The organism is Micromonospora sp. NBC_01796, from assembly GCF_035917455.1.
Classification (GTDB): Bacteria; Actinomycetota; Actinomycetes; order Mycobacteriales; family Micromonosporaceae; genus Micromonospora_G.
In genome coordinates this window covers 5,655,491-5,675,831 of the sequence record NZ_CP109078.1, presented here as the reverse complement: position 1 = coordinate 5,675,831, position 20,341 = coordinate 5,655,491, and the positions used below count along the sequence as shown (strand labels likewise).

The 20,341-nt window shown below is 67.4% G+C and carries 8 protein-coding genes, 1 pseudogene and 4 CRISPR repeat arrays; of the genes and pseudogenes, 5 read left to right on the top strand and 4 right to left on the bottom strand.

What is annotated here, in order from left to right:
- Window positions 1-256 precede the first annotated feature (256 nt).
- Together OIE47_RS26055 and OIE47_RS26050 are read left to right on the top strand one after the other, a co-directional pair.
- On the top strand, window positions 257-3,907 hold the full coding sequence (locus tag OIE47_RS26055; RefSeq protein ID WP_326557138.1) for a YobI family P-loop NTPase: 3,651 nt from the start codon (window positions 257-259) through the stop codon (window positions 3,905-3,907).
- A 1,411-nt stretch (window positions 3,908-5,318) separates the two neighbouring features.
- A CRISPR array of direct repeats spans window positions 5,319-6,141; the repeat unit is 29 nt; unit sequence GTGCTCCCCACGCCCGTGGGGGTGGTCCG.
- Window positions 6,142-6,233: 92 nt separating this feature from the next.
- Window positions 6,234-6,871: direct repeats of the CRISPR family, unit length 29 nt; unit sequence GTGCTCCCCACGCCCGTGGGGGTGGTCCG.
- A 90-nt stretch (window positions 6,872-6,961) separates the two neighbouring features.
- Window positions 6,962-8,213: a CRISPR direct-repeat array (repeat unit 29 nt; unit sequence GTGCTCCCCACGCCCGTGGGGGTGGTCCG).
- Window positions 8,214-8,415: 202 nt separating this feature from the next.
- Window positions 8,416-8,872: a CRISPR direct-repeat array (repeat unit 29 nt; unit sequence GTGCTCCCCACGCCCGTGGGGGTGGTCCG).
- A 109-nt stretch (window positions 8,873-8,981) separates the two neighbouring features.
- Window positions 8,982-9,479: pseudogene (locus tag OIE47_RS26050) on the top strand (transglutaminase domain-containing protein); the annotation flags it as partial.
- 180 nt (window positions 9,480-9,659) lie between these two features.
- Here the strand turns inward: OIE47_RS26050 and OIE47_RS26045 are convergent.
- Both OIE47_RS26045 and OIE47_RS26040 read right to left on the bottom strand, forming a co-directional pair.
- On the bottom strand, window positions 9,660-9,998 hold the full coding sequence (locus tag OIE47_RS26045) for a histone-like nucleoid-structuring protein Lsr2 (protein ID WP_326563253.1): 339 nt from the start codon (window positions 9,996-9,998) through the stop codon (window positions 9,660-9,662).
- Window positions 9,999-10,348: 350 nt separating this feature from the next.
- Complete coding sequence (locus tag OIE47_RS26040; protein WP_326557137.1) at window positions 10,349-13,309, bottom strand: AfsR/SARP family transcriptional regulator; 2,961 nt, start codon at window positions 13,307-13,309, stop codon at window positions 10,349-10,351.
- A gap of 295 nt (window positions 13,310-13,604) precedes the next feature.
- Here OIE47_RS26040 and OIE47_RS26035 point away from each other — a divergent pair, with 295 nt between their 5' ends.
- Complete coding sequence (locus tag OIE47_RS26035; RefSeq protein ID WP_326557136.1) at window positions 13,605-14,747, top strand: hypothetical protein; 1,143 nt, start codon at window positions 13,605-13,607, stop codon at window positions 14,745-14,747.
- 226 nt (window positions 14,748-14,973) lie between these two features.
- On the opposite strand, the gene OIE47_RS26030 is transcribed toward OIE47_RS26035, so the two are convergent.
- Window positions 14,974-17,238 (bottom strand): ATP-binding protein, encoded by a 2,265-nt coding sequence (locus OIE47_RS26030; protein WP_326557135.1) that lies wholly within the window; start codon window positions 17,236-17,238, stop codon window positions 14,974-14,976.
- A gap of 40 nt (window positions 17,239-17,278) precedes the next feature.
- Window positions 17,279-17,656, bottom strand: a complete 378-nt coding sequence (locus OIE47_RS26025; protein WP_326557134.1) for a hypothetical protein — start codon at window positions 17,654-17,656, stop codon at window positions 17,279-17,281.
- A gap of 1,461 nt (window positions 17,657-19,117) precedes the next feature.
- Here OIE47_RS26025 and OIE47_RS26020 point away from each other — a divergent pair.
- Entirely contained in the window at window positions 19,118-19,630 is a 513-nt protein-coding gene (locus OIE47_RS26020; RefSeq protein ID WP_326557133.1) for a hypothetical protein, read from the top strand.
- A 317-nt stretch (window positions 19,631-19,947) separates the two neighbouring features.
- Window positions 19,948-20,313, top strand: a complete 366-nt coding sequence (locus OIE47_RS26015; protein ID WP_326557132.1) for a hypothetical protein — start codon at window positions 19,948-19,950, stop codon at window positions 20,311-20,313.
- Window positions 20,314-20,341: the final 28 nt, after the last annotated feature.

The following is a 20,341-nucleotide window of genomic DNA, read 5'->3' as shown; positions in this document are numbered from 1 at the left end:
GTTGCAGAAGGAGTCGTGGTACGGCTACCCCACGAGCGTCGTCGAGATCGACGGCGAGAGCGCGGAGCACCGGTCGCAGCGCCTGCGGCAACGGTGGATTCGCACCTGCTGTGAGATGGAAAGGACTTGTCCCCGTTGGCTGCGTCGCCCACGCGCAGTGTCACCATTCGAATGGTGACACTGCGCGTGGGCGACGCAGCGATCTCCCCTAACCTTGGCTGGTCATCGGTCACTGGTCACTGGGGAAGGGGAAAACGTGCGCTGGTGGAAACGACGACAGGCTGGGCGGGTCGGCCCGTCGAGGTCTACCGACGGTGATGTCGCGCTGCTTCCGCTGACGCCGCAATTTCAGCCGGAACAGCATGAGGAGTACGTCGTACGGCTGACCGCCGCCCTGCAAGACTCGGACGTCCGCAACATCGCGCTGACTGGTCGCTACGGCGCGGGCAAGTCGAGCATCCTGAAGGCGTTCACCGACCAACACACAGGACGAGTTCTCAACCTCTCCCTGTCGACCCTCGGGCCTCCCGAGGAAGAGAAGTCGATCACCAACCGGATCGAAAAGGAGCTCGTTAAACAACTGCTGCACAGCCAGCCGCAGCGGGCGCTGCCCCGCTCGCACTTCCGGCGCATCGACAAGCCGGACCTCCGCCGAGCCGTCGCATCCGCCACGACGCAGGTCGCGGTGGTCGCGCTGACCCTGTTCCTCCTCGGCCGCTTCCCGCGCCTGGCCGGCGCCACCAAGGACCATCCTTGGCCGGTGCGGGCCGGGGCGGTCCTGCTGTTCGGGCTGCTGATGGTGGCCGTGCTGACCTGGATCCGGCAGGTCGTCCACAACCGGGAGGTCTCTTCGGTTTCCGCCGCCGGGGCCACCGTCGCGCTCGGGGCAAAAGAGGTCAGCTACTTCGACAAGTACCTCGACGAGATCGTCTACTTCTTCGAGTCGACGAAGTTCGACGTCGTCGTCTTCGAGGACCTCGACCGGTTCGACGACCCGCACATCTTCGAGGCGTTGCGCGAGCTGAACACCCTGCTCAACACCTCGCACGCGGCGCGAGGCCGGACGATCCGGTTCGTCTACGCGCTCAAGGACAGCATCTTCGAGCGGCTGGGCAACGACACCATGCATCTGGACGACGGCGCCTCCGCCGAGTCGGTGCGGGCGAACCGCACGAAGTTCTTCGACCTCGTCGTGCCGGTGGTTCCGTTCATCACCCACCGCACGTCACGTGACCTGCTCTCCAAGCTGCTGGCCGGCCCGGCGCTCGTCCCGGTGACACCCGACCTGGTCGACCTGATCGCGCGGCACATCAGCGACATGCGACTGCTGAAGAACATCCGCAACGAGTACGCCGTGTTCGCCGCCCGCCTGATCACTGCGAAGCACGGTGTGCCCCATCTGCGCGCCGATTCGGTCTTCGCCATGATGGTCTACAAGAACGTCCACTTGGCCGACTTCGAGCAGGTCTCGCTGGGCCGCAGCGACCTCGACAAGCTCTACAAACTCAGCCGCGACCTGGTGAATCAGTCCATCGCGAGGCGGCGCGACCGCCTCAGCGAGCTCGCCGACTCCGAGGCACTGGCCGACGTTCTGCGGGACAAGCCCGAGCGCTTCGCCGAGCGTTTGAACTGGCATGCCGAAGTCATCCGGCGCTCCGGCAACACTCCTCGCTACACCCTTACGGGCTACACAATCGGCGCCGAAACCTTCACTCCTGCAGAGGCTGGGACCGCCCGATTCTGGCGGATGCTCATCGCCGACGGAAACGGACCGACCGCGAGCTTCACCCACCACTACAACTCGCCCTTGACCGTTGGCATCCCGATCGGCGACATCCGCGAACTGTTCCGGGCCGAACTCGACCTGGACGACTGGGACTCCCGCGAACGTGAGGCGTTGGAGGCCGAACGTGGGACGGCGATCGCCGACATCGAGGCGCTGCGGAAGGCCGACTTCGCCGACCTCGCCGCGAACCCCGCCTTCACCCTCGCCCGCGACACCGCGGAGATCACCTTCGAGACGCTCCTCGGTGAGACGATCCGCTCCGAGGTCGCCCGCGACCTGATCCGCCGCGGCTTCGTCGACCAGAACTTCGCCCTTTACGTCGCCCAGTACTACGGCGAGCGCGTCTCCATCCGCGCCATGAACTTCATCGTGCAGCACGTGCAGCCCAACATCCCCGACACGTACTACGCCTTCAACGGACCGGACGACATCGCCGGCGTCCTGCGGGAGACCAAGGCGGACTTCCTCGACCTGAACAGCGCCTACAACCTCGAGATACTGGACTACCTGCTGGCGAATCAGCACCCCGGCGCCCGGGCTGTCCTCGACCGCCTCGCCGAGATCGACGGCCCGGCCGAGCGTGCCTTCTTCGAGGCCTACCTGAGCGGTGGAGCACAGGCCGTGGAGGCGGTCCGGCGGCTGTCCGGCACCTGGCCGCCGGTCCTGAGCCGGATCCTGCAGGTTCCGGACCTGCAGCCGGAACGCCGGCTCAACCTGGTCGACGAGGGAGTCGCGCACGCCGGCCCGAACCTCGATCGGCAGATCGAGGAGCAGGTGACGACCTACCTCCAGGACAACTACGCACGCCTGACCTGCCTGACCCGGCCCATCGACGAGCTGCCGGCACGCAACGTGGTCGCGCTGCTGCGGCAGGCTCGGGTAGTGATCGACGATCTAACCGTTCTCGATCAGGGCATACGTGCCCTGATCGTCGCCGACAGCATGTACACCCTCACCGCGGGGAACCTGCGCAGCGCGCTGCACAACCCGCCAGTCCTGAGCCTGGACACCATCCAAACGATCGACCCCACCGTCTACGGCTACTGCGTCGCCAATCCCGCCGCCTACCTCGCCGCGGTCGAAAACGACGGGCCCACCACGATGACGGTCACGGATCCCGGTACCTTCGCGGACATCGTCACGGACATCGCCGGTTGGGAGACCAGCCTGGCGGAGCGGGCCTGCCGCGCCGCAGCGGCGGAGTGCCGGATCGAGCGTCTCGCCGAGGTACCCGCAAAGGTCTGGCCCGCGCTGGCACGCTCACGACAGATCCCAGTGACGGTGACCAACACCGCCGCATACATCGAGCAGACCGGCGGGGTCGACGCCGATCTAGCCGGCCTGCTCGTTGACGCGGGCGCGATCACCGCTCCCCCGGGAGAGCCGGATCGGCTCGCCGAGCAGAAGACGCAAGTCGCCGTGACTATCCTTCGCAGCCGAGAGACGATCCCCGCCCCCGAGACCCGTGCCACTCTGGTCGCCACGCTCGCCCTGACCGAGTCGATCACTGCCAGCCGCGTCGAGCCGGAGAACGGCCCCCTGCTCGGCGAGGTGCTCCGCCACCAGATCTGCGACGACACCGCCGAACTGTTCCAGCGATTCGCCACCGCCGACTGGGAGACACTGCGGCACGGCATCGAATGCTCAGCGAAGTTCGCCGACTTCGTCACGCCCGCCCTGCTCGACGAGGACATGACGGCCCGGTTGCTGGGCAGCGCCTCGATCAGCCAGACGGTCCGGCAGACCGTCCTGTCCCGCCTGGACGAGTTCGTCCCGACAGACCATCGCGACGCGCTGCGGGCCGCCGGGCGCTTCGCCGCGACGGCCCAGGTGCCGCTGAGCTACGCCCAACTGGAGCGGATCGCCCGGGTGACCCGCGACGCGGCGCTGGTGGTCCCGCTGGTTGACCAGCTCGGGAACGCCATCTCAACCGACCAGATCATCGCCGTCCTCGCGAACCTCGGGAGCCCGTACGTTGATCTGGCCACCCCTGCCGCATCGCCGACCTTCCCGAATGACACCCATCACCTCCGGGTCCTCACCCGGCTCAAGCAGGAGGGACGGCTGTCGAACTTGTCCCGGCGCCGCACCAAGCCCCAGATCAGCGTCACGGTCGCCTGAACATCGGCCCTACAGAGGTTGTAGCCACCGGAGACCTCGAGGTCCTAGTAGTGCTTTGTCATGGGCGACTGTGACCGGGCGGATCGGACTTGTGGCCTTGTCAGTAGGCCCCACCCGCGTCACGCGGCACCAAGACCAGCGTCAAGCCGCACTCGTCGCTCAACGCGCTCACCGCGCCCCAGGCGGTCATCCGTCGTGAGAACGCGGGACCACCCCCGCGTGCGCGGGGAGCACCTCTACGGCCGGTGGGGTGACGGGTTCCGTGAGGGACCACCCCCGCGTGCGCGGGGAGCACTCGTCCTGACGTAGCGAGCTGGGGTCCGGCCAGGGGACACCCCCCCCGCGTGCGCGGGGAGCACGAGTGGCGATGGGGCCGGCTGTGGGCGGTCACGGGACCACCCCCGCGTGCGCGGGGAGCACGCCATCTCCCGGCCGAGCCGGTGTGCCCGGTCGGGACCACCCCCGCGTGCGCGGGGAGCACCGGCTCCAGGGCGAGGCCGATCTCCCGGACCCGGGACCACCCCCGCGTGCGCGCGGAGGAGCACGACCAGGGCGAGCGCGGTCACCTCTGGCCCCGGGACCACCCCCGTCTGCGCGGGGAGCACCCTGAGTAACACGCTGGTCGTGACGAAATCTCGGGACCACCCCCGCGTGCGCGGGGAGCACCGCACTTGCGCCCGGCTATATCGACCGACCCCGGGACCACCCCCGCGTGCGCGGGGAGCACGCACGGGACTCCGCCTCCGTTGGCGGGGTGGCGGGACCACCCCCGCGTGCGCGGGGAGCACGACACAAACGTCGGGCCGGACCACCACCGTTTCCAACCGCAGCCCAACCAGATGCGGCAGCAACGCCATGATGATCTCCATCCCGGCACCCAACCCGAACTACCCGCGAGCACAACTCACAAAATGTGTGCCTGAGCCCGTTCGAGGGCGTGCTCCCCACGCCCGTGGGGATGGTCCGTGAGTCGACGACTTCGAGTACCTCATTCATGAGTGCTCCTCACGCGTGGGGGTGGTCCGGTGGCCATCGGCTGCGCGTCACCGGCGTCCGGGTGCTCCCCACGCCCGTGGGGGGTGGTCCGCTCGCGCGCAGCACGAACGCGGCGGAGACCGCGTGATCCCTACGCCCGTGGGGGTGGTCCGTTCCACGGAGCGTACGGACGGGCGCTTTCCCAGTGCTCCCCATGCCCGTGGGGATGGTTGCGGGCCGAGTCGATCGCGGTGCAGTGGTGCTCCCCATGCCCGTGGGGGTGGTCCGGGGCACAGACGGCGGCCGCCGTGACCGGTGTCGTGCTCCCCACGCCCGCGGGGGTGGTCCGGAGACGAACGACTGCCGCTCACGCGCTTGGGCGTGCTCGCCCGTGGGGGTGGTCCCTAGTCCGACCATTTAAAGGGGCGGGACTATATGTGCTCCCCACGCCCGTGGGGGTGGTCCGTCGTCCAGGTCCGGGACGTCGTTCGCTTTGGCGTGCTCCCCACGCCCGTGGGGGTGGTCCGGCGAACGGCCGCGAGGCGATCCTGTTCAAGGCGTGCTCCCCACGCCCGTGGGGGTGGTCCGATGTTCTTGCCGTACACGGCCGACTCGCGCTCGTGCTCCCCACGCCTGTGGAGGTGGTCCATGAAGCCGCTGACCGAGGGCGTGTTCTTCGAGTGCTCCCCACGCCCGTGGGGGTGGTCCGGTCCTACGGCGCAACCCGTTCCCTAACCTGATGTGCTCCCCACGCCCGTGGGGGTGGTCCGTCGAGGTCAGGTGCCGTCGCGGGTGATCGAGCGTGCTCCCCACGCCCGTGGGGGTGGTCCATTTGTTGGGTTGCCAGCCACTGGGTGATGCGTAGTGCTCCCCACGCCCGTGGGGGTGGTCCGCAGCGGTATCTGACCGACGACATGGTCACCGCGTGCTCCCCACGCCCGTGGGGGTGGTCCCTCCTCCCCGCCCTGGACCCCGCCCACGTCGCGGTGCTCCCCACGCCCGTGGGGGTGGTCCGGTCCGGATGCGAGGGATCATCCAGTCGGCCGAGTGCTCCCCACACCCGTGGGGGTGGTCCGTCCTCACCAGCCGGCGGTGTGGCTGCTGGCGTGTGCTCCCCACGCCCGTGGGGGTGGTCCGCGCGCCGCCGAGAGAGCCGCGCGGGACGCGCGGTGCTCCCCACGCCCGTGGGGGTGGTCCTCCCGGGGATGGGCTGGCCCGACATCATCCGCAGTGCTCCCCACGCCCGTGGGGGTGGTCCGTCCGACGCGATCGACCAGCCTTGACCGCATCTTGTGCTCCCCACGCCCGTGGCGTGGTCCGGAGTTGCACGCAACGGCTGAGGTAGCTCTGCCGTGCTCCCCACGCCCGTGGGGATGGTCCGTCGGAGCGCCCGCGTAACAGCCTCGTCGCGATGTGCTCCCCACGCCCGTGGGGGTGGTCCGGCGAACGACATCCGCGAGATGGGTGCGATCACGTGCTTCCCACGCCCGTGGGGGTGGTCCGACTTGGTTGAGTGACACGTCGAGGCCCGAGGCGTGCTCCCCACGCCCGTGGGGGTGGTCCGGTGACGCGGCAGTGGCCCCCGCCGCCGGCACCGTGCTCCCCACGCCCGTGGGGGTGGTCCGTCGGCGGTGCAGGTGGCCGTGCCCCGTACGGTGTGCTCCCCGCGCCCGTGGGGGTGGTCCGTTCGGTGACCACTGGGCACGTCCACAGTGGCGGTGCTCCCCACGCCCGTGGGGGTGGTCCGCACTAGGTGTTGCATTTGCATCACCTGACAACGTGCTCCCCACGCCCGTGGGGGTGGTTGTCGACGACGCCGAGCACCGGGGCTTCGTCGTGTGCTCCCCACGCCCGTGGGGGTGGTCCGAGAACGTGCGGGTTCGCATCCTTCCGGTTGACGTGCTCCCCACGCCCGTGGGGGTGGTCCGGCGGGTGACGTCAGCGCGGGCGGCGTCCCGTTGTGCTCCCCACGCCCGTGGGGGTGGTCCGCACCCCGGATGGGTTGATGGTTACCCCCTCTGGTGCTCCCACGCCCGTGGGGTGGTCCGCCCTCCGACAGCTAGGTTGTCCCCAGTCTGTCGTGCTCCCCACGCCCGTGGGGGTGGTCCGGCGTCCGGCCCGGTCGCGACGGAGATCGCGCAGTGCTCCCCACGCCCGTGGGGGTGGTCCGCGCCCGGCAGCCGGCCAGCGGTCTACCGGCCGGTGCTCCCCACGCCCGTAGGGGTGGTCCGAAGGGCAAGAGCCCGCTCACGGCGGCGCACATGTGCTCCCCACGCCCGTGGGGGTGGTCCGCTCACGCGGGCGGCGTACTCGCTGTGGACGCTGTGCTCCCCACGCCCGTGGGGGTGGTCCGACGGGCGCGACGGTCATGCCGCTGCTGCGCGAGTGCTCCCCACGCCCGTGGGGGTGGTCCGTCGTCGACGGTTTGCGGGTCCGAGGCCGTGCTGTGCTCCCCACGCCCGTGAGGGTGGTCCCGACCTGTGGCGCGAGGTCCGAACGGACGCGAAGTGCTCCCCACGCCCGTGGGGGTGGTCCGTCGGCCCGGGAACCGGCGCAACAGGTGCTCGCGTGCTCCCCACGCCCGTGGGGGTGGTCCGTGGTGGGTGTGGTGAGTTCGAGCAGATGCCGCGTGCTCCCCACGCCCGTGGGGGCGGTCCGATGGCGGCGAAGTCGGCGGCGGGGGTCTGTTGGTGCTCCCCACGCCCGTGGGGGTGGTCCGCGGGAGATCGTCACCGAGCACCTCGACTGGCTGTGCTCCCCACGCCCGTGGGGGTGGTCCGAACAGCTGGTCGGCGGACCAGACTATGAACGGGTGCTCCCCACGCCCGTGGGGGTGGTCCGTCGGCCGGGTCGGTCGTCCAGGTCCCGTTCGTGTGCTCCCCACGCTCGTGGGGGTGGTCCCTATGTCGGCTTTCGCAACGTGGCTCCCCCCGAAGTGCTCCCCACGCCCGTGGGGGTGGTCCGTCAAGGCGCCGCATCCTCCGCGAGTCGAACACGTGCTCCCCACGCCCGCGGGGGTGGTCCGTCCCTGTTGAACGGCAGGGCGAATACGCCCGCGTGCTCCCCACGCCCATGGGGGTGGTCCGCTGGCTACCGAGGAACCAGCACCGACGCTCTGGTGCTCCCCCACGCCCGTGGGGGTGGTCCGCTGATCGCGACGGCGGCGAGAGCCAGGCCGACGTGCTCCCCACGCCCGTGGGGGTGGTCCGTCGAACGGCTCCCGCGCAGCCAGCGCGAACGGGTGCTCCCCACGCCCGTGGGGGTGGTCCGGCCACATCACGTGGGGAGGCCGAGTGCAAGGAGTGCTCCACACGCCCGTGGGGGTGGTCCGCGGATCCTGCTCAACCCGGACGGGAAGAGGTCATGCTCCCCACGCCCGTGGGGTGGTCCGGCGACATGGACGCTATTCGGGCGTGCTCCCCACGCCCGTGGGGGTGGTCCGTCGCTCGATAACCGCCATCGTGGCTTTCCGCCGTGCTCCCACGCCCGTGGGGGTGGTCCCACGACCGCCCGGAAGACCCGGGGCCTGCTCGCGTGCTCCCCACGCCCGTGGGGGTGGTCCGATCGCGCGCACGTTCTCCGGGTCCGGTCGGGCGTGCTCCCCACGCCCGTGGGTGTGGTCCGCGGTGCCCCTGCGGATGCTCCAGGCCCCCACCGTGCTCCCCACGCCCGTGGGGGTGGTCCGTCGACCATCACGGCGTCGCCGTGACTTTGTGCGTGCTCCCCACGCCCTTGGGGGTGGTCCTCCCATCACGCCCCCATTCCGACGTGATGGCACGTGCTCCCCACGCCCTTGGGGGTGGTCCGGTGTAGACCCGGCCGGCGTGACGGAGGCTGAAGTGCTCCCCACGCCCGTGGGGGTGGTCCGCCCATGACCGTCGCCGCCCACCGGAAGTGCCCGTGCTCCCCACGCCCGTGGGGGTGGTCCGTAGTAAACGGGGTAGATGTCGATGTGATCGGCGTGCTCCCCACGCCCGTGGGGGTGGTCCGCTGGAAGGATGATCCGCGGTGATCCCAATCGAGGCTGACCACAGCCAGCTTAAACACCGACTGAGCCCGATGCGCGAACTACGGACGGGACACGACGACACAGGTGATCATGCGGCACTCGGACACCGTCTCCGACGGCCGCACCACCCACCGCCGTGACGCCGCCGGCAACTCCGTCATCCGGGCACGGGTGCCGCACGTGCACGACCACATCGAGTTCGAGGTCGAGGCGATCGTCGAACGGACCGGACCGGTTTCCGACGTGTTGTTGCCGGCCTCGGCGCTCACCGGCCCCCGGCTGCTCGGCGCGACCCGGCTGACCGCCGCCGACCCCGCGATCCGGGACCTGGCCGCGACGATGGACGGGAAGGACCGGCTGGCCGTCGCGGAACGGTTCTGCGACCACGTCCACCACGCGATCACCTACAGGTTCGGCGTCACCTCGGTCGCGACCACGGCCGCCGAGGCGCTCGCCGGCGGCCATGGCGTCTGCCAGGACAGTGCCCACCTGATGATCGCGCTCTGCCGGGCCGTCGGCCTACCGGCCAGGTACGTCTCGGGACACCTGCTCGGCGAGGGCGGCACCCACGCCTGGGTGGAGGTCGTGGTCGCCGACGCGGGCCGGGCGCGGGCGGTGGCGTTCGACCCGTGCAACGGCCGCCGCGCCGGCCGCGACTACACCGACGTCGCCCCGACCTCCGGCTCGTACTTCGGCACCGCACGCGGCACCCTGACCGCCACCAAACGGGTCGACGTCACCCTTCGCCTAGGTGCGCTTCCATGGCACCTAGCGCGCCTTGTACGCCTCGACGATCGCCGCTGGGATGCGTCCGCGCTCCGAAACCTCGTGACCGTTACTGGCGGCCCACTCGCGAATCGCCTTGTTCTCCTCGCGGTCGCTCCGGGTAGGCGCGGCGCTCGCTATCGAACGGCGTGGGCTGATCCCGCCGCGGCCGACACGGGTGCCTGCCGTGATGTAGGGGTCGAGCAGCTTCCGAAGGCTGCCCGCATTCCCCTCGGACAAATCGATCGTGTAGTTGGTCCCGTCCAGAGCAAATTCCACAGTCCGATCGGCGTCTCCACCGTCGAGGTCATCGGTCAGCACGGTGATGATTTGCTTTGCCATTGAGTCACTCCTCGTGATCACACGATGCGGTTACAGCAGTCGGTGAGGTTGCGTAGGCCGAGTTCTGCTTTGGACGCCCACGTTAGTGGATCAAAATCTTTTCTGCCACGCCGAGGTGCTTCGTTGTGATCCTGGAGTGTCATCGCATGCTCCGGATGCCGAACCGGAGAACGTCTTGCCGCACCGTGAAGGCGTTGCTCACAGCCAACCCAGGTTTGGTTCCCCTTTCTTGTCGCGGTCTCGGGATCGACCACCACGCCACCGTGACTACTCTCGCCCGCTTGGGGGTCCTGCTCGCTCAGGGTGGGTGACGCGACTGGCTCGACCAGCATTTCAAGCTACCGGTGGTGTCACCCGGCTCGCCGGCTCTGGTGGCTGGGCCTTGCCAAGCGTCTTGCGGTGCTGCGGAGACGGTCGACTACGGCGCGGTTTTCTGGATGGTCCGTGTTTTGCAGCGTTTGCAGGGCTTCCCGGCACCGTGCCTCCGCTGCGGAAGTGTCTCCGGTGTCTGCAAGGGTGTCGGCAAGGACTGCTACCGCTCGCGCGTTGCGGAGCGCGTCGGCGATGTTTGCACTGATGTTGATCGCGGCGGTGGCGTCGGCCATAGCCTCGTCATATCTATCGAGCTGGCGTCTTGCATCGGCTGCGGTTATGAGTGCGTCGCAGTGGATGGCGTCGCCGGTGACCCGGGGGTGAAGGTCGAGGGCTGCTCTGCACCAGGTGAGGGCCTGTTGAGGGTGTCCCGTTTCTAGTTTCAGTTCAGCGAGCCGGACTAGGTCTCGGCTGCGCCATCGCGGCGACCCGATCCGGTCCCAGACGGGAAGCGCGGCCTGGTAGCACTGTTCGGCTTGCCTGTACTGCTTGAGTTGGCGGTGAGCGTCTCCGAGGCTGTGTAGGGTGAATGCTTCGCCCGTTGGGTTGTCGCTGTTGCGGCAGGTGGTGAGGACCTGCTCGAGGATGGGGATGGCCTCAGTCGTTGCCCCGGTTCTGATGTGGACGTCGGCCAGGTTGTGCATGCAGATCACCTGGGCGTCGATGAGTTCGATGCTCTGGGCGAGCCGCAGTGCGTCTTCGAAGGCGTCGGCTGCTCGGCGGTAGTCGTGTGTGGCGAAGTAGGTTGCGCCGAGGTTGATAAAGGTTCCTATCCGGCCGACGTCGTGACCGTCGGCCGCTGCGGCTTCGACCGCAACGTGCAGTGCGTCCAGTACATCGTTTTGTGGACCGTATCGGTCGAAGATTTCGTGGGTGACGCCGGGTATCTGCCAGGCGTGGCGGTGGAATCCCGCTGTTGCCGCTGCGCGGACTGCGGCGTGTAGGTTCGTCCGTTCCAACTCCGACCACCGCATCGCGTCGGTGTCTGAGGCGAATTGCTCTGGGGTGACCGTCACGGTTGTGGGGTCTGGTAAGTCGGGGACCGGGGGACGCTCGGGTTCCAACAGCTTGATCGCGTTGTTGGCCGTGAGGAGGTACCAGTCCAAAATCCGGTGGATCGCGGCTCGCCGTTGCTCGAGGGTCTCATCTTCGATGCTGCGGTCCGTGGCGTAGAGCCTTAGGAGGTCGTGCATGCGGTATCGGCCGAGGGTGTCGTGGTTGACCAGGTGTGCTCTGGCGAGGGTGTTCAGGGCGGCTTCCGCGTGAGGGTGGTCGACCTTGAGGAGTGCCGCTGCGGCCCCGGCGCTTATGGTTGTTCCCGGGAAAACGCCAAGTCGTAGGAACAGCAGGGCGGCCGCGGGGGTGAGGGCGTTGACGGACCAACCGAAGACGGTGCGCAGGGTGGCGTCGTCGGTCTCGTCCCCCTCGCAGTCGAGGAGTCTGCTGGTCAGTTCGTGCGCGAGGTCGTCTATTCGCGTGTGTGGGCGGGATACGACGTGTTCGCCGATGACGCGCAGGGCTAGCGGTAGTCCTCCGGACAGGTTCCCGAGCTTGTTCAACGCTTGGGGCTGAACATCGACACGTTCCGGGCCGAAGATGTTGCTGAGTAGGTGTCGCCGTTCTGGCTCCGGCAGCGGCGGTACGGTCAGGCTGCGGATTCCCTCGCGAATGGTCAGTCCTTTGAGTCGGTTGCGGCTGGTGATGATTGTCAGGCAGGTGTCGGACCTGGGGAGTAGTTGGCGTGCTTGGTTCGAGTCCAGGACGTTGTCGAGTACGACGAGCACACGCCGGCCGGCGACGAGTTGCAGGTAGAGCGTTCGCCGCTGTTCGTGTTCGACTGGTATGCGCTCCGCTGGGACTCCGAGCGCGCTGAGGAAGCTGCTGAGGGCGTTCTCGGGGCGGACCGGTGGGACGGGGCCGTGCGCCTCGGCGTTCAAGTAGAGTTGTCCGTCGGGAAACCATTCGCGCCGGCGCTGTCCCCAGTGTGTTGCCAGGGTTGTCTTTCCCACTCCGGGCATTCCGGTTAGGACGATTACTTTGGCGGTGGCGTCGTCGGAGGCGAATTTGTCGAGGTCTGCCAATAGCTGGGCGTGTCCGGTGAAGTCGGAGACGTCGTTTGGCAGCTGTTGCGGCACCCAGACTGTGGTGATGTTTTTCCGTCGTTGTGGCAGGTTCGCGTCGCCCGATGTCGTGGTCGTCTGTGTCACGACATCTTGTATGTTTTCGTGGTCGAGGACGGGATCGGCTCGCATCTTTCTTCGGTAGCTCTGTCGGAAGGTGGTGATGAAGGCCCGGGTGTCGTGTGTACGGCCGGACGCGTGTAGTGCGGCGGCCCACAGGCTCGCGAGGCGCTCGTCGAACTCGTTTTCGCGCATCAACGGTTCGAGTCGTGTCAGTACGGTGTGGTGATGCCCCATGTGCAGTTCGTGCTCGGCTAGTAGTTTGTATGCGTCGAGCAGTTTGCCTTGCATGTCGCGGCGTAGGTGTTCGGCCTGCGCCCCGCGTAGGTCGGCGAGTGGGTCGTCCCGCCACAGGCTTACGGCGGTGGCCAGCAGGGCGGTGCTGCGGTCGTAGCGCTGTCGGCTGGCGGCTAGGCGGGCTTCGGCGGCCAGGTGCAGGAAGCGGTGGTAGTCGACGGTGTTGCGGTCGACGTCAAGTCTGTAGGCCCCGGTGCTCGCGACGCGAACCAGGGCTTCGGGTAGGCCGGCTCCTCGCAGGATGGCTCGTAGGCGGCTGGCCAAGGAATACAGAAGGGGACGGCATGGGTCGACCGGGCGGCCTGGCCATAGAAGTTCCACGACTGAGTCGGTTCGTACTGGATTTCCGGCACGGTAGAGAAGCAGGGCGAGTAGGCCGCGTTGCTTTGCCGGGCCGAGCGGAACTATCCGGTCATCAACCCTGAGCTCGGTTGGACCGAGAATGCTGAACTCTACCCGCATTGTCCCTCCGCTGGCCCCCCGGCACCGCGTTTGTCCCCGATTCTCTTCCTCTGTCGCCTAACACTCCAAGAGTACGTACCCACAGTCGAAAATGCGACATACCGCTGCCCAGTCCGCTGCAAGCTTGTCACCTGCTACTTGGCAACATGATCCATAGGCGGGGCACCGACTCTCATCCCAGTCCTGAATATTCACTGGGGGAGCCGAAATGACGTCATGTGAATGGCAAGTTGCACCTGTGGGCATCGACGCTGGACGTTGGGTTACCAGATCCGGTTGTCGGTCGGTGTTGGTCGTGGCGCACACAATCGCCAGCTGTCACCGGTTGCTTGACGTGATCGACTACGTGGAGGGTGACCCGCGGGTGCAGGTGGTGTTCACCGTAGGGCCTGACACGTTCAACCACCAGGTGGCCCGCTACCTGGAGCGACACGGCGCGCTGGTCCTGCCGTGGCAGCAGGCTGTCCGGGAGCGATTCGACCTGGCGCTCGCCGCGTCCTACGGTGGCCTGCCGCAGATCCACGCACCTCTGATGCTGATGGCGCATGGTGCGGGGCACGGCAAGAGAGTCCGGCCCGGTCCGTACGGTGGCCCCGCGCTGGTGGATCCCCCGGTATACGGCTTGGATGCCCAACGGCTGGTCCACGGCGGCCGGGTCTTAGCCTCGGCCCTCGCACTGTCGCATGACAGCGATCTTGAGGTTCTACGACGGCAGTGTCCGGAGGCCGTCGAGTCCGCCGTCGTGGTGGGTGATCCCTGCTTTGATCGCCTTGTCGCAAGCGTCCCCCTGCGGGAGCGGTACCGCAGCGCCTTGCAGGTCGACGATTCTCAGGAACTTGTCGTGGTCAGCTCCACGTGGGGACGTGACGGGCTCTTCGGGCAGTGGCCCGACCTGCTGCCCACGGTCATGAGTCAGTTGCCGGGACACGGGTTCCGGGTCGCCGCGCTGCTGCACCCCGCGGTCTGGGACGCGCACGGTCACCGCCAGGTCCGGGCCTGGCTGCGGGACTGCCGCGAAGCCGGTTTGATCCTGCCGGATCCGACCGAGGACTGGCGGGCGGCCGTCGTCGCGGCCGACCACGTGATCGGCGACCACGGTTCGGTCACGGCCTATTCGGCGGCGATCGGACGGCGGGTGCTGCTGCTGCCGGGTATGCGGGCGGTGCGTACGAGCAGGTCGCCGCAGAACCTGGTCGCCGCGAGTGCCCCCGTCCTGAACCCCCGGCAGGCACTACTCCCCCAGTTGCGGAACGCGCAGGTCGTTCACCCGGATGCGGTTACCGCTGCGTTGACCGCTCGCCCCGGTGACGCGGCCGTGCTGCTCCGCCAAACGATGTACCGCCTGCTCCGACTGGTCGAACCCGGCAGGCACCGGCAGGTCGATCCGGTACCAGTTCCGCAGCCACGACGATGGGAGCTCGGCCGTGTGGTGTCCTGACTCTCCGGTTGTCGTGCCGCTTCTTCCGTCCGAGCCGGTACCGCGGCCAGCAAGGCTGGCCGATGTACTGGTTGTTGTCACGGACCATCCGCGGGCCGCAGATCTGGCGACCGAGTTGCTCGACCGCTATCCCGGCGCGGCGATCACGGTGGTGGGCGGATCGACCGGCGTGGTCATCATCGGCGTACGACTGGGGACGTCGCTCGTCCGATACGGCGTTTGGTCCTCACTGCGGCCGAGCGTCCCGCTCCTCTCCAGCATCGGTCGTTCTTTCTACGCTGTCTGGGCCGTCGGCAGCAGGGACAGCCACGGATCCGCCTTGCGCAGGCTGCTCCCCTCCCCCGGCCCGGTCCAGATCGGCGAGACGCTGCACCAGTTCCCGACCTCGACCCGAACCGAGTGCGTCGAAGATGCGCATCGCCTCCCGGTAGTGCCGCCGCGCGGCGTGTGCCGCCCCGCGCCGCCGCGCGGCATGCCCGAGCACCACCAATGCTTCTGCGCGCTCGTGGTCCGAGCCGAGCTCGGTCATCCGCCCGGCGGCCTCGGTCGCGGCTTGTTCGGCACCGTCGATGTCGCCAATGCCCAGGTAGGCGCCGGCCAGACCGATGAGCGCACGTGCCCCGTTATAGGGGTCGACGTCGGCGAGGCCTCCGAAGATCTCCTTGGCCTCGACAAAGAGTGGTAGTGCCTCGGCCGGACGTCCTGTGTGAGTGAGGAGGGTGCCAAGATTGAAGCAGGTCAGGCCGACGTTCCGGGCGCGGCCGAGCTGTCTGTTTTCGGCGAGGATCCGGATGAGCAGCCGCTCCGCCTGCTCCACACGGCCCGTGTCGCGGTAGATGCCGGCCAGGCCCTCGCGGGCGTCGAGGCTCCCTGGGACGTCGCCGGCTTCCCGGTACCGGTCGACCGCACCGACACCGTGGCGCTCCGCGGACTCGTAGTCACCGACCCGGGCGCAGACCCCACTGAGACGCTTGAGCATGTCAGCTTCAGCCCACACATTCCCCCAGGCCCGCGCCGCCTGCACCCCCCGCTCATCGATCTCCAGACGATCCCGGTAGTTCTTCACGTAGAGAAGCAGGGGCCACATCACATCGCAGAGCTGCCAGGCCAGCTCCGGGTAGTCGTGCGCCAGCGCGGCTCGACCGGCATGGATGAGATTGGCTCGCTCTCGCGACAACCAGGCGAGAGCGTCGGTTCTGGTGAGGAACTCGGGCAGCGCACCGTCGGTCCGCTGGAACGCGTACGGTATCCGGCGCCGGTAGGGCGTGAGGACCATGTCGGCATGGCGTGCCGCGGCCAGGTAGAACTCGAGCGTGCCTCGCAGCGCGGCCTGCTGGTCCAGCACGGAGTCATACATGTCAGACATCTCGCGGGCATGCAGCCGCAGCAGGTCGTGAAACCGGAACCGGTCCTCGGCGACCTCGTCCAACAGGGACGCGTCCAGCAACTCGTCGAGGGCATCCAGCGCACCGGACCGATCGCCACCGTCTGCCACGACCATGGTCGTGGCCAGACTCGCCCCAAGCTCCGGACCCGGGTGCAGGCTCAGCGCCCGATACAGCCTGGCCGCGTCCCTGCTCAGCGCACGGTAGGACACGTCGAACATGGCCCGTACCGAGGAGCCCTCCAGCGTCGAGAGACGAGAAAGCCGTCCCGCCTCGTCGGCGAGTTCGGTGACGATACCCTGCACGGACAGCTTCGGCCGGGCGACCAAACGGCCGGCGGCGACGTTGAGCGCGAGTGGCAGGCCGCCGCAGATCCCAGCCAGTTCCTCGGCCAGGTCGTACTCCCGGGAAATTCGTTCACCTCCGACAGCCCGGGTCAGCAGCTCAACCGATTCACGGGCCGACAACGGGGCGATCTCCAGCAACCGCGCCCCGTCGGGCACCAGACCAACGAGACGGCGCCGGCTGGTAACCAGCACCCCTGACCCGGCAGCCGGCAACAACGGCCTCACCTGCCCGGCGGAGTACGCGTCATCCAGAACGACAAGCAGAGAACGGCTCGCCGTAACTGTCCGATACATGGCGGTCTGCTCAGCTAACGATATCGGGACGCGCTCCGGGGCAACTCCGAGTGCTCGCAGGAAGGCAGCCAACACTTCACCGGGGTCGAGTGGCTCGTCGCCGCCGAAGCCACGAAGGTCGGCGTAGAGCTGCCCATGGGCGAATCTGCCCGTCGCCTCATTCGCCCACCACCTCGCCAGCGCCGATTTTCCGACACCGCCCGGACCGCATAGCACCGCCACAGCACGTGCGTCCTGCCCGAACAGATCATCTAGAGCCGAGATCTCCACCAATCTGTTGACGAAATAGCTGGGCGCTGGTGGCAATTGGCGAGGTACCAGCGTCTGTTGACCCGCGCCAGCATGAAAATGCACACCACCGTGAATCACACCGGACTGGACATTCGGCCCGAATACCGTCCCGCCTAGATCATTTAACGTGTCGCCCCGCGCCACGGAACCACTGCCGCTTTCTTCGATCTCCACCGGCGGCCCCGAGACTCGTGTTGGAAGCGGTCAGTCGATACTAGAAACGGACATCGCCGTGAATATCGCGAGCCTGCACGACCACATCCGCCTGGCCGGCGAATCGGTTGGAAACGTCACCCTGAGTCGCGAACATGGCCGTCTCGACGAGTTGCCACTGGGCTCGGACCGCGGCGTCGAATTCGGGATCTTCAGACATCGTCCGGGCCAAGGCGGAGGCTAGTTCCATCTGGCGCGCACGGTCGTCGGGACAGGTGACCACCGCGGTCAGGGCGGCCGACTCGTCCGTATCTTTGCCGAAACGCGTGCGGATGAGCCGAAGCAGGGCACCGACGGCGGTCCTGCCGCCGGACACGAGCGCCTCGGCACCCTTGGTCGCCAACACGGTTGCGACAGCGAGGACGAGTTGATCCGACATGGCGACCCCACTCCACCAGCGGCATCCACCAAAGATCGACAACGGTCGGCGATCTTCGAACGGGCAAACAAAATTCTACCGTCACTCATCAACCTCCGGCACGTTAAGACCTGGAGGTTCGAAGATCAGCGACCGCCGAACTATCGACAGAGGTCATGGTCGCCAGGCGCGTCATGCCAATTATGACGTAAGCCTTGATAAATCGGACACATCGGAATGATGGAAACTCTCCCCAAAGGTCATGACCTGCGTGTTTGTGCGCCATCTTATACGGCGCTATGATTTCGGCACCCCCGAAACACCGGTCGTCGACGCCATCGCAGCCGACGACGAGGCCTAGGCCAATTCCAACTACCCACAAGCGTCAGAGAGCAGCAATTTGACTACCTGCTGGATGAGCTGGACCTCGCTCCTCATCTACATCGCGTAACCGATCCAACAACCAAAGTCGGGTAAGAACGACCCCACCGTGGGGTGCCGAACTCATCTACAGGCACCCCACGGCATACTCACCGAACAACTGGCGCACCCATAAGCGCGTGGTAAGAGGCAGATTGCAATACACAGACGGGTCGGGCACGCGTCGACGTGGATCGGCAAGAGCATTTCCTCAGCGGCTAAGCTGTACCCGGTCTTACTTCCTGGCGTAATCCAGTTGCGCGCCTTCCGGTGTACGGGCGGAGAGCAGCCCAGCTTGTTCTCGGGAAACGCGCCGAGCCCCTAAAGGAGGGGAAATCGGTGCTGCCCGAAATCGGAACGCCGCTCGCCATTGTTCTCGGCATGGCGGCAGCTGGCAGGTCAGCGTTCTGGCTCTACATCGTCCACCGCGCACGTCATGAGGATCTGCCGAGGATTGCCGAGTCGTTCTCCGGGTCGTCCCGGCGGACCCTCCGTCGCCGCTGACCCACCTCACCCTAGGGCGGCGGTGGGGTTTGCCCTCGCCGCCGCCCCGCCCCTGCCCCGCCGCACCTCCAGCTCATCCCGTCGGCCTCCATCCGCGCGCCTCGGGAGCAGATGAGTCCAGCCTGGTCAAGGCCGGAACATGCGGCTACCTCGCATACCCGAGGCCGACTCTTGCATCCTCACCGTTGACAACCAACTCGTCGCGCGGTTCGAACTCGGAGATGGGTGCTCGTGCCACTACTGGCCCCACGGACTCCGGATAGGCGAGGCGCTGGCGCCGCGTCGTCGTCACCTGAATGTCACAGACGGGCGGACGCTCATCGCAGGTTGTGAGCGAGCTACCCCCGGGGGAAGGGCGGTCATCGACACCCCATGAACCATCCGAGCTGAGTCGCCGACTCGCACGCAGGACTCGTCGCCGCTCGCCGGCTCGGACACGTCAAACCGATGCCACCACCCGCCACCCCGCACGGGCAATCCATCAGCGGGACGCTGAGGTAGCCAACTAACCTGGACAAAGTAGTCGGAGTTCCCGCGTGCCGGATCGACGTACGTCCCATGACCGTCTTCGCGATCGGCCTACGCCGACCAGGCGCGGAAAAGGTCCAGGAGTCCCTGACCGCCCTCCTCACCGGCCCCTCACCTGACGCGGTACGGGAGGCGCTACTCAGCATCGCCCAACTCCCCGGCGGTGCCACCTACCGCCACGACGCCTGGTACACGGTGCTAAGCGCCCTGCGTACGGCGGACGCTGGCAGTCAGCTCGTCGCCGAGTCGGTGATCCAACATCGCAATCGCACCCGAGCGACAGGACGGCGAGCCAGCAGGTACACACTCTCCCGACCCACCCTGATCAAGGGCCTGGAATACGACCATGCCGTAGTGCTCGACGCCGACCAACACGAACCCACTAACCTCTACGTGGCGCTCACCCGCGCACGCAAGACACTCACCGTGATCAGCGCAAGACCCGAGCTCCGCACAGCTCCGCGTAAATCGGCTAGGGCGGCACGAAAACCCAACCAGGTACGCCCACCCGGAGTCGACCAAGAGCAGCTCACCCTGCTTTGATCCCAGGCAGAGGTGGGTCTGATTGGCGCCCCGGACGCAGGCCGCCGCCCCCTTCATAGCCGCACTGGCGGGCTCCGACGCTGTGCACCTGGTGGCGCAACGCTGGGATGCCCCCTGGCCTGGGGTCTTGGCCTAGTCCCCCTGGAGCGCCCCACCCGAAAGCAGGGCTGTGTCGACGTCGGGAGGTCCGTAGCACCCTTTCCACGGACCGATGCACCCTACGGCGACGCCGATAGCGACTAGAGTTACTTGTCCCCACAGGAGATACTCCTCTAGTGACTGAGACTAAAAAAGGGCCAAGGTTTGGGGAGCGTGTTTTGTCCTGGCAGACCGTCTGGAACGAGCTCTATCCGGACACAGCCTACGATCCGCACGATGATTTCCAGGCACGAGACATGCATAGGTTGCGCGGCCTGGTGATGGCTCAGGGCGCGGAGACAGAGGCTGCGCTGGGGGCAATCGCGAGGCACCTGGATCCCCTGACCGATCTCAAGAAGGCAACCGGAGGTCAACTAGCACAGATGATCCGTAGGCGACTAGCTCGAGAAAGCGTGGGCGACTGGACTGAAACGTTGGACTTAATCGATCTCGCCGTTACCCGCCGCAACCACGCCGTTCACACCACCGTTCAAATCGGATCAGTTTGGCGCGAATATGCAACCGGCGATGGTGGTTGGGCTTGACCCGTTTCGACGGACAGGGTCGTTGTGT

Excerpts from the sequence above, each read along its gene's own strand:
- OIE47_RS26040 (WP_326557137.1), bottom strand. The coding sequence starts at position 13,309 with ATGCGGGTAGAGTTCAGCATTCTCGGTCCAACCGAGCTCAGGGTTGAT.
- OIE47_RS26045 (WP_326563253.1), bottom strand. The coding sequence starts at position 9,998 with ATGGCAAAGCAAATCATCACCGTGCTGACCGATGACCTCGACGGTGGA.
- OIE47_RS26020 (WP_326557133.1), top strand. The coding sequence starts at position 19,118 with ATGACCGTCTTCGCGATCGGCCTACGCCGACCAGGCGCGGAAAAGGTC.
- OIE47_RS26025 (WP_326557134.1), bottom strand. The coding sequence starts at position 17,656 with ATGTCGGATCAACTCGTCCTCGCTGTCGCAACCGTGTTGGCGACCAAG.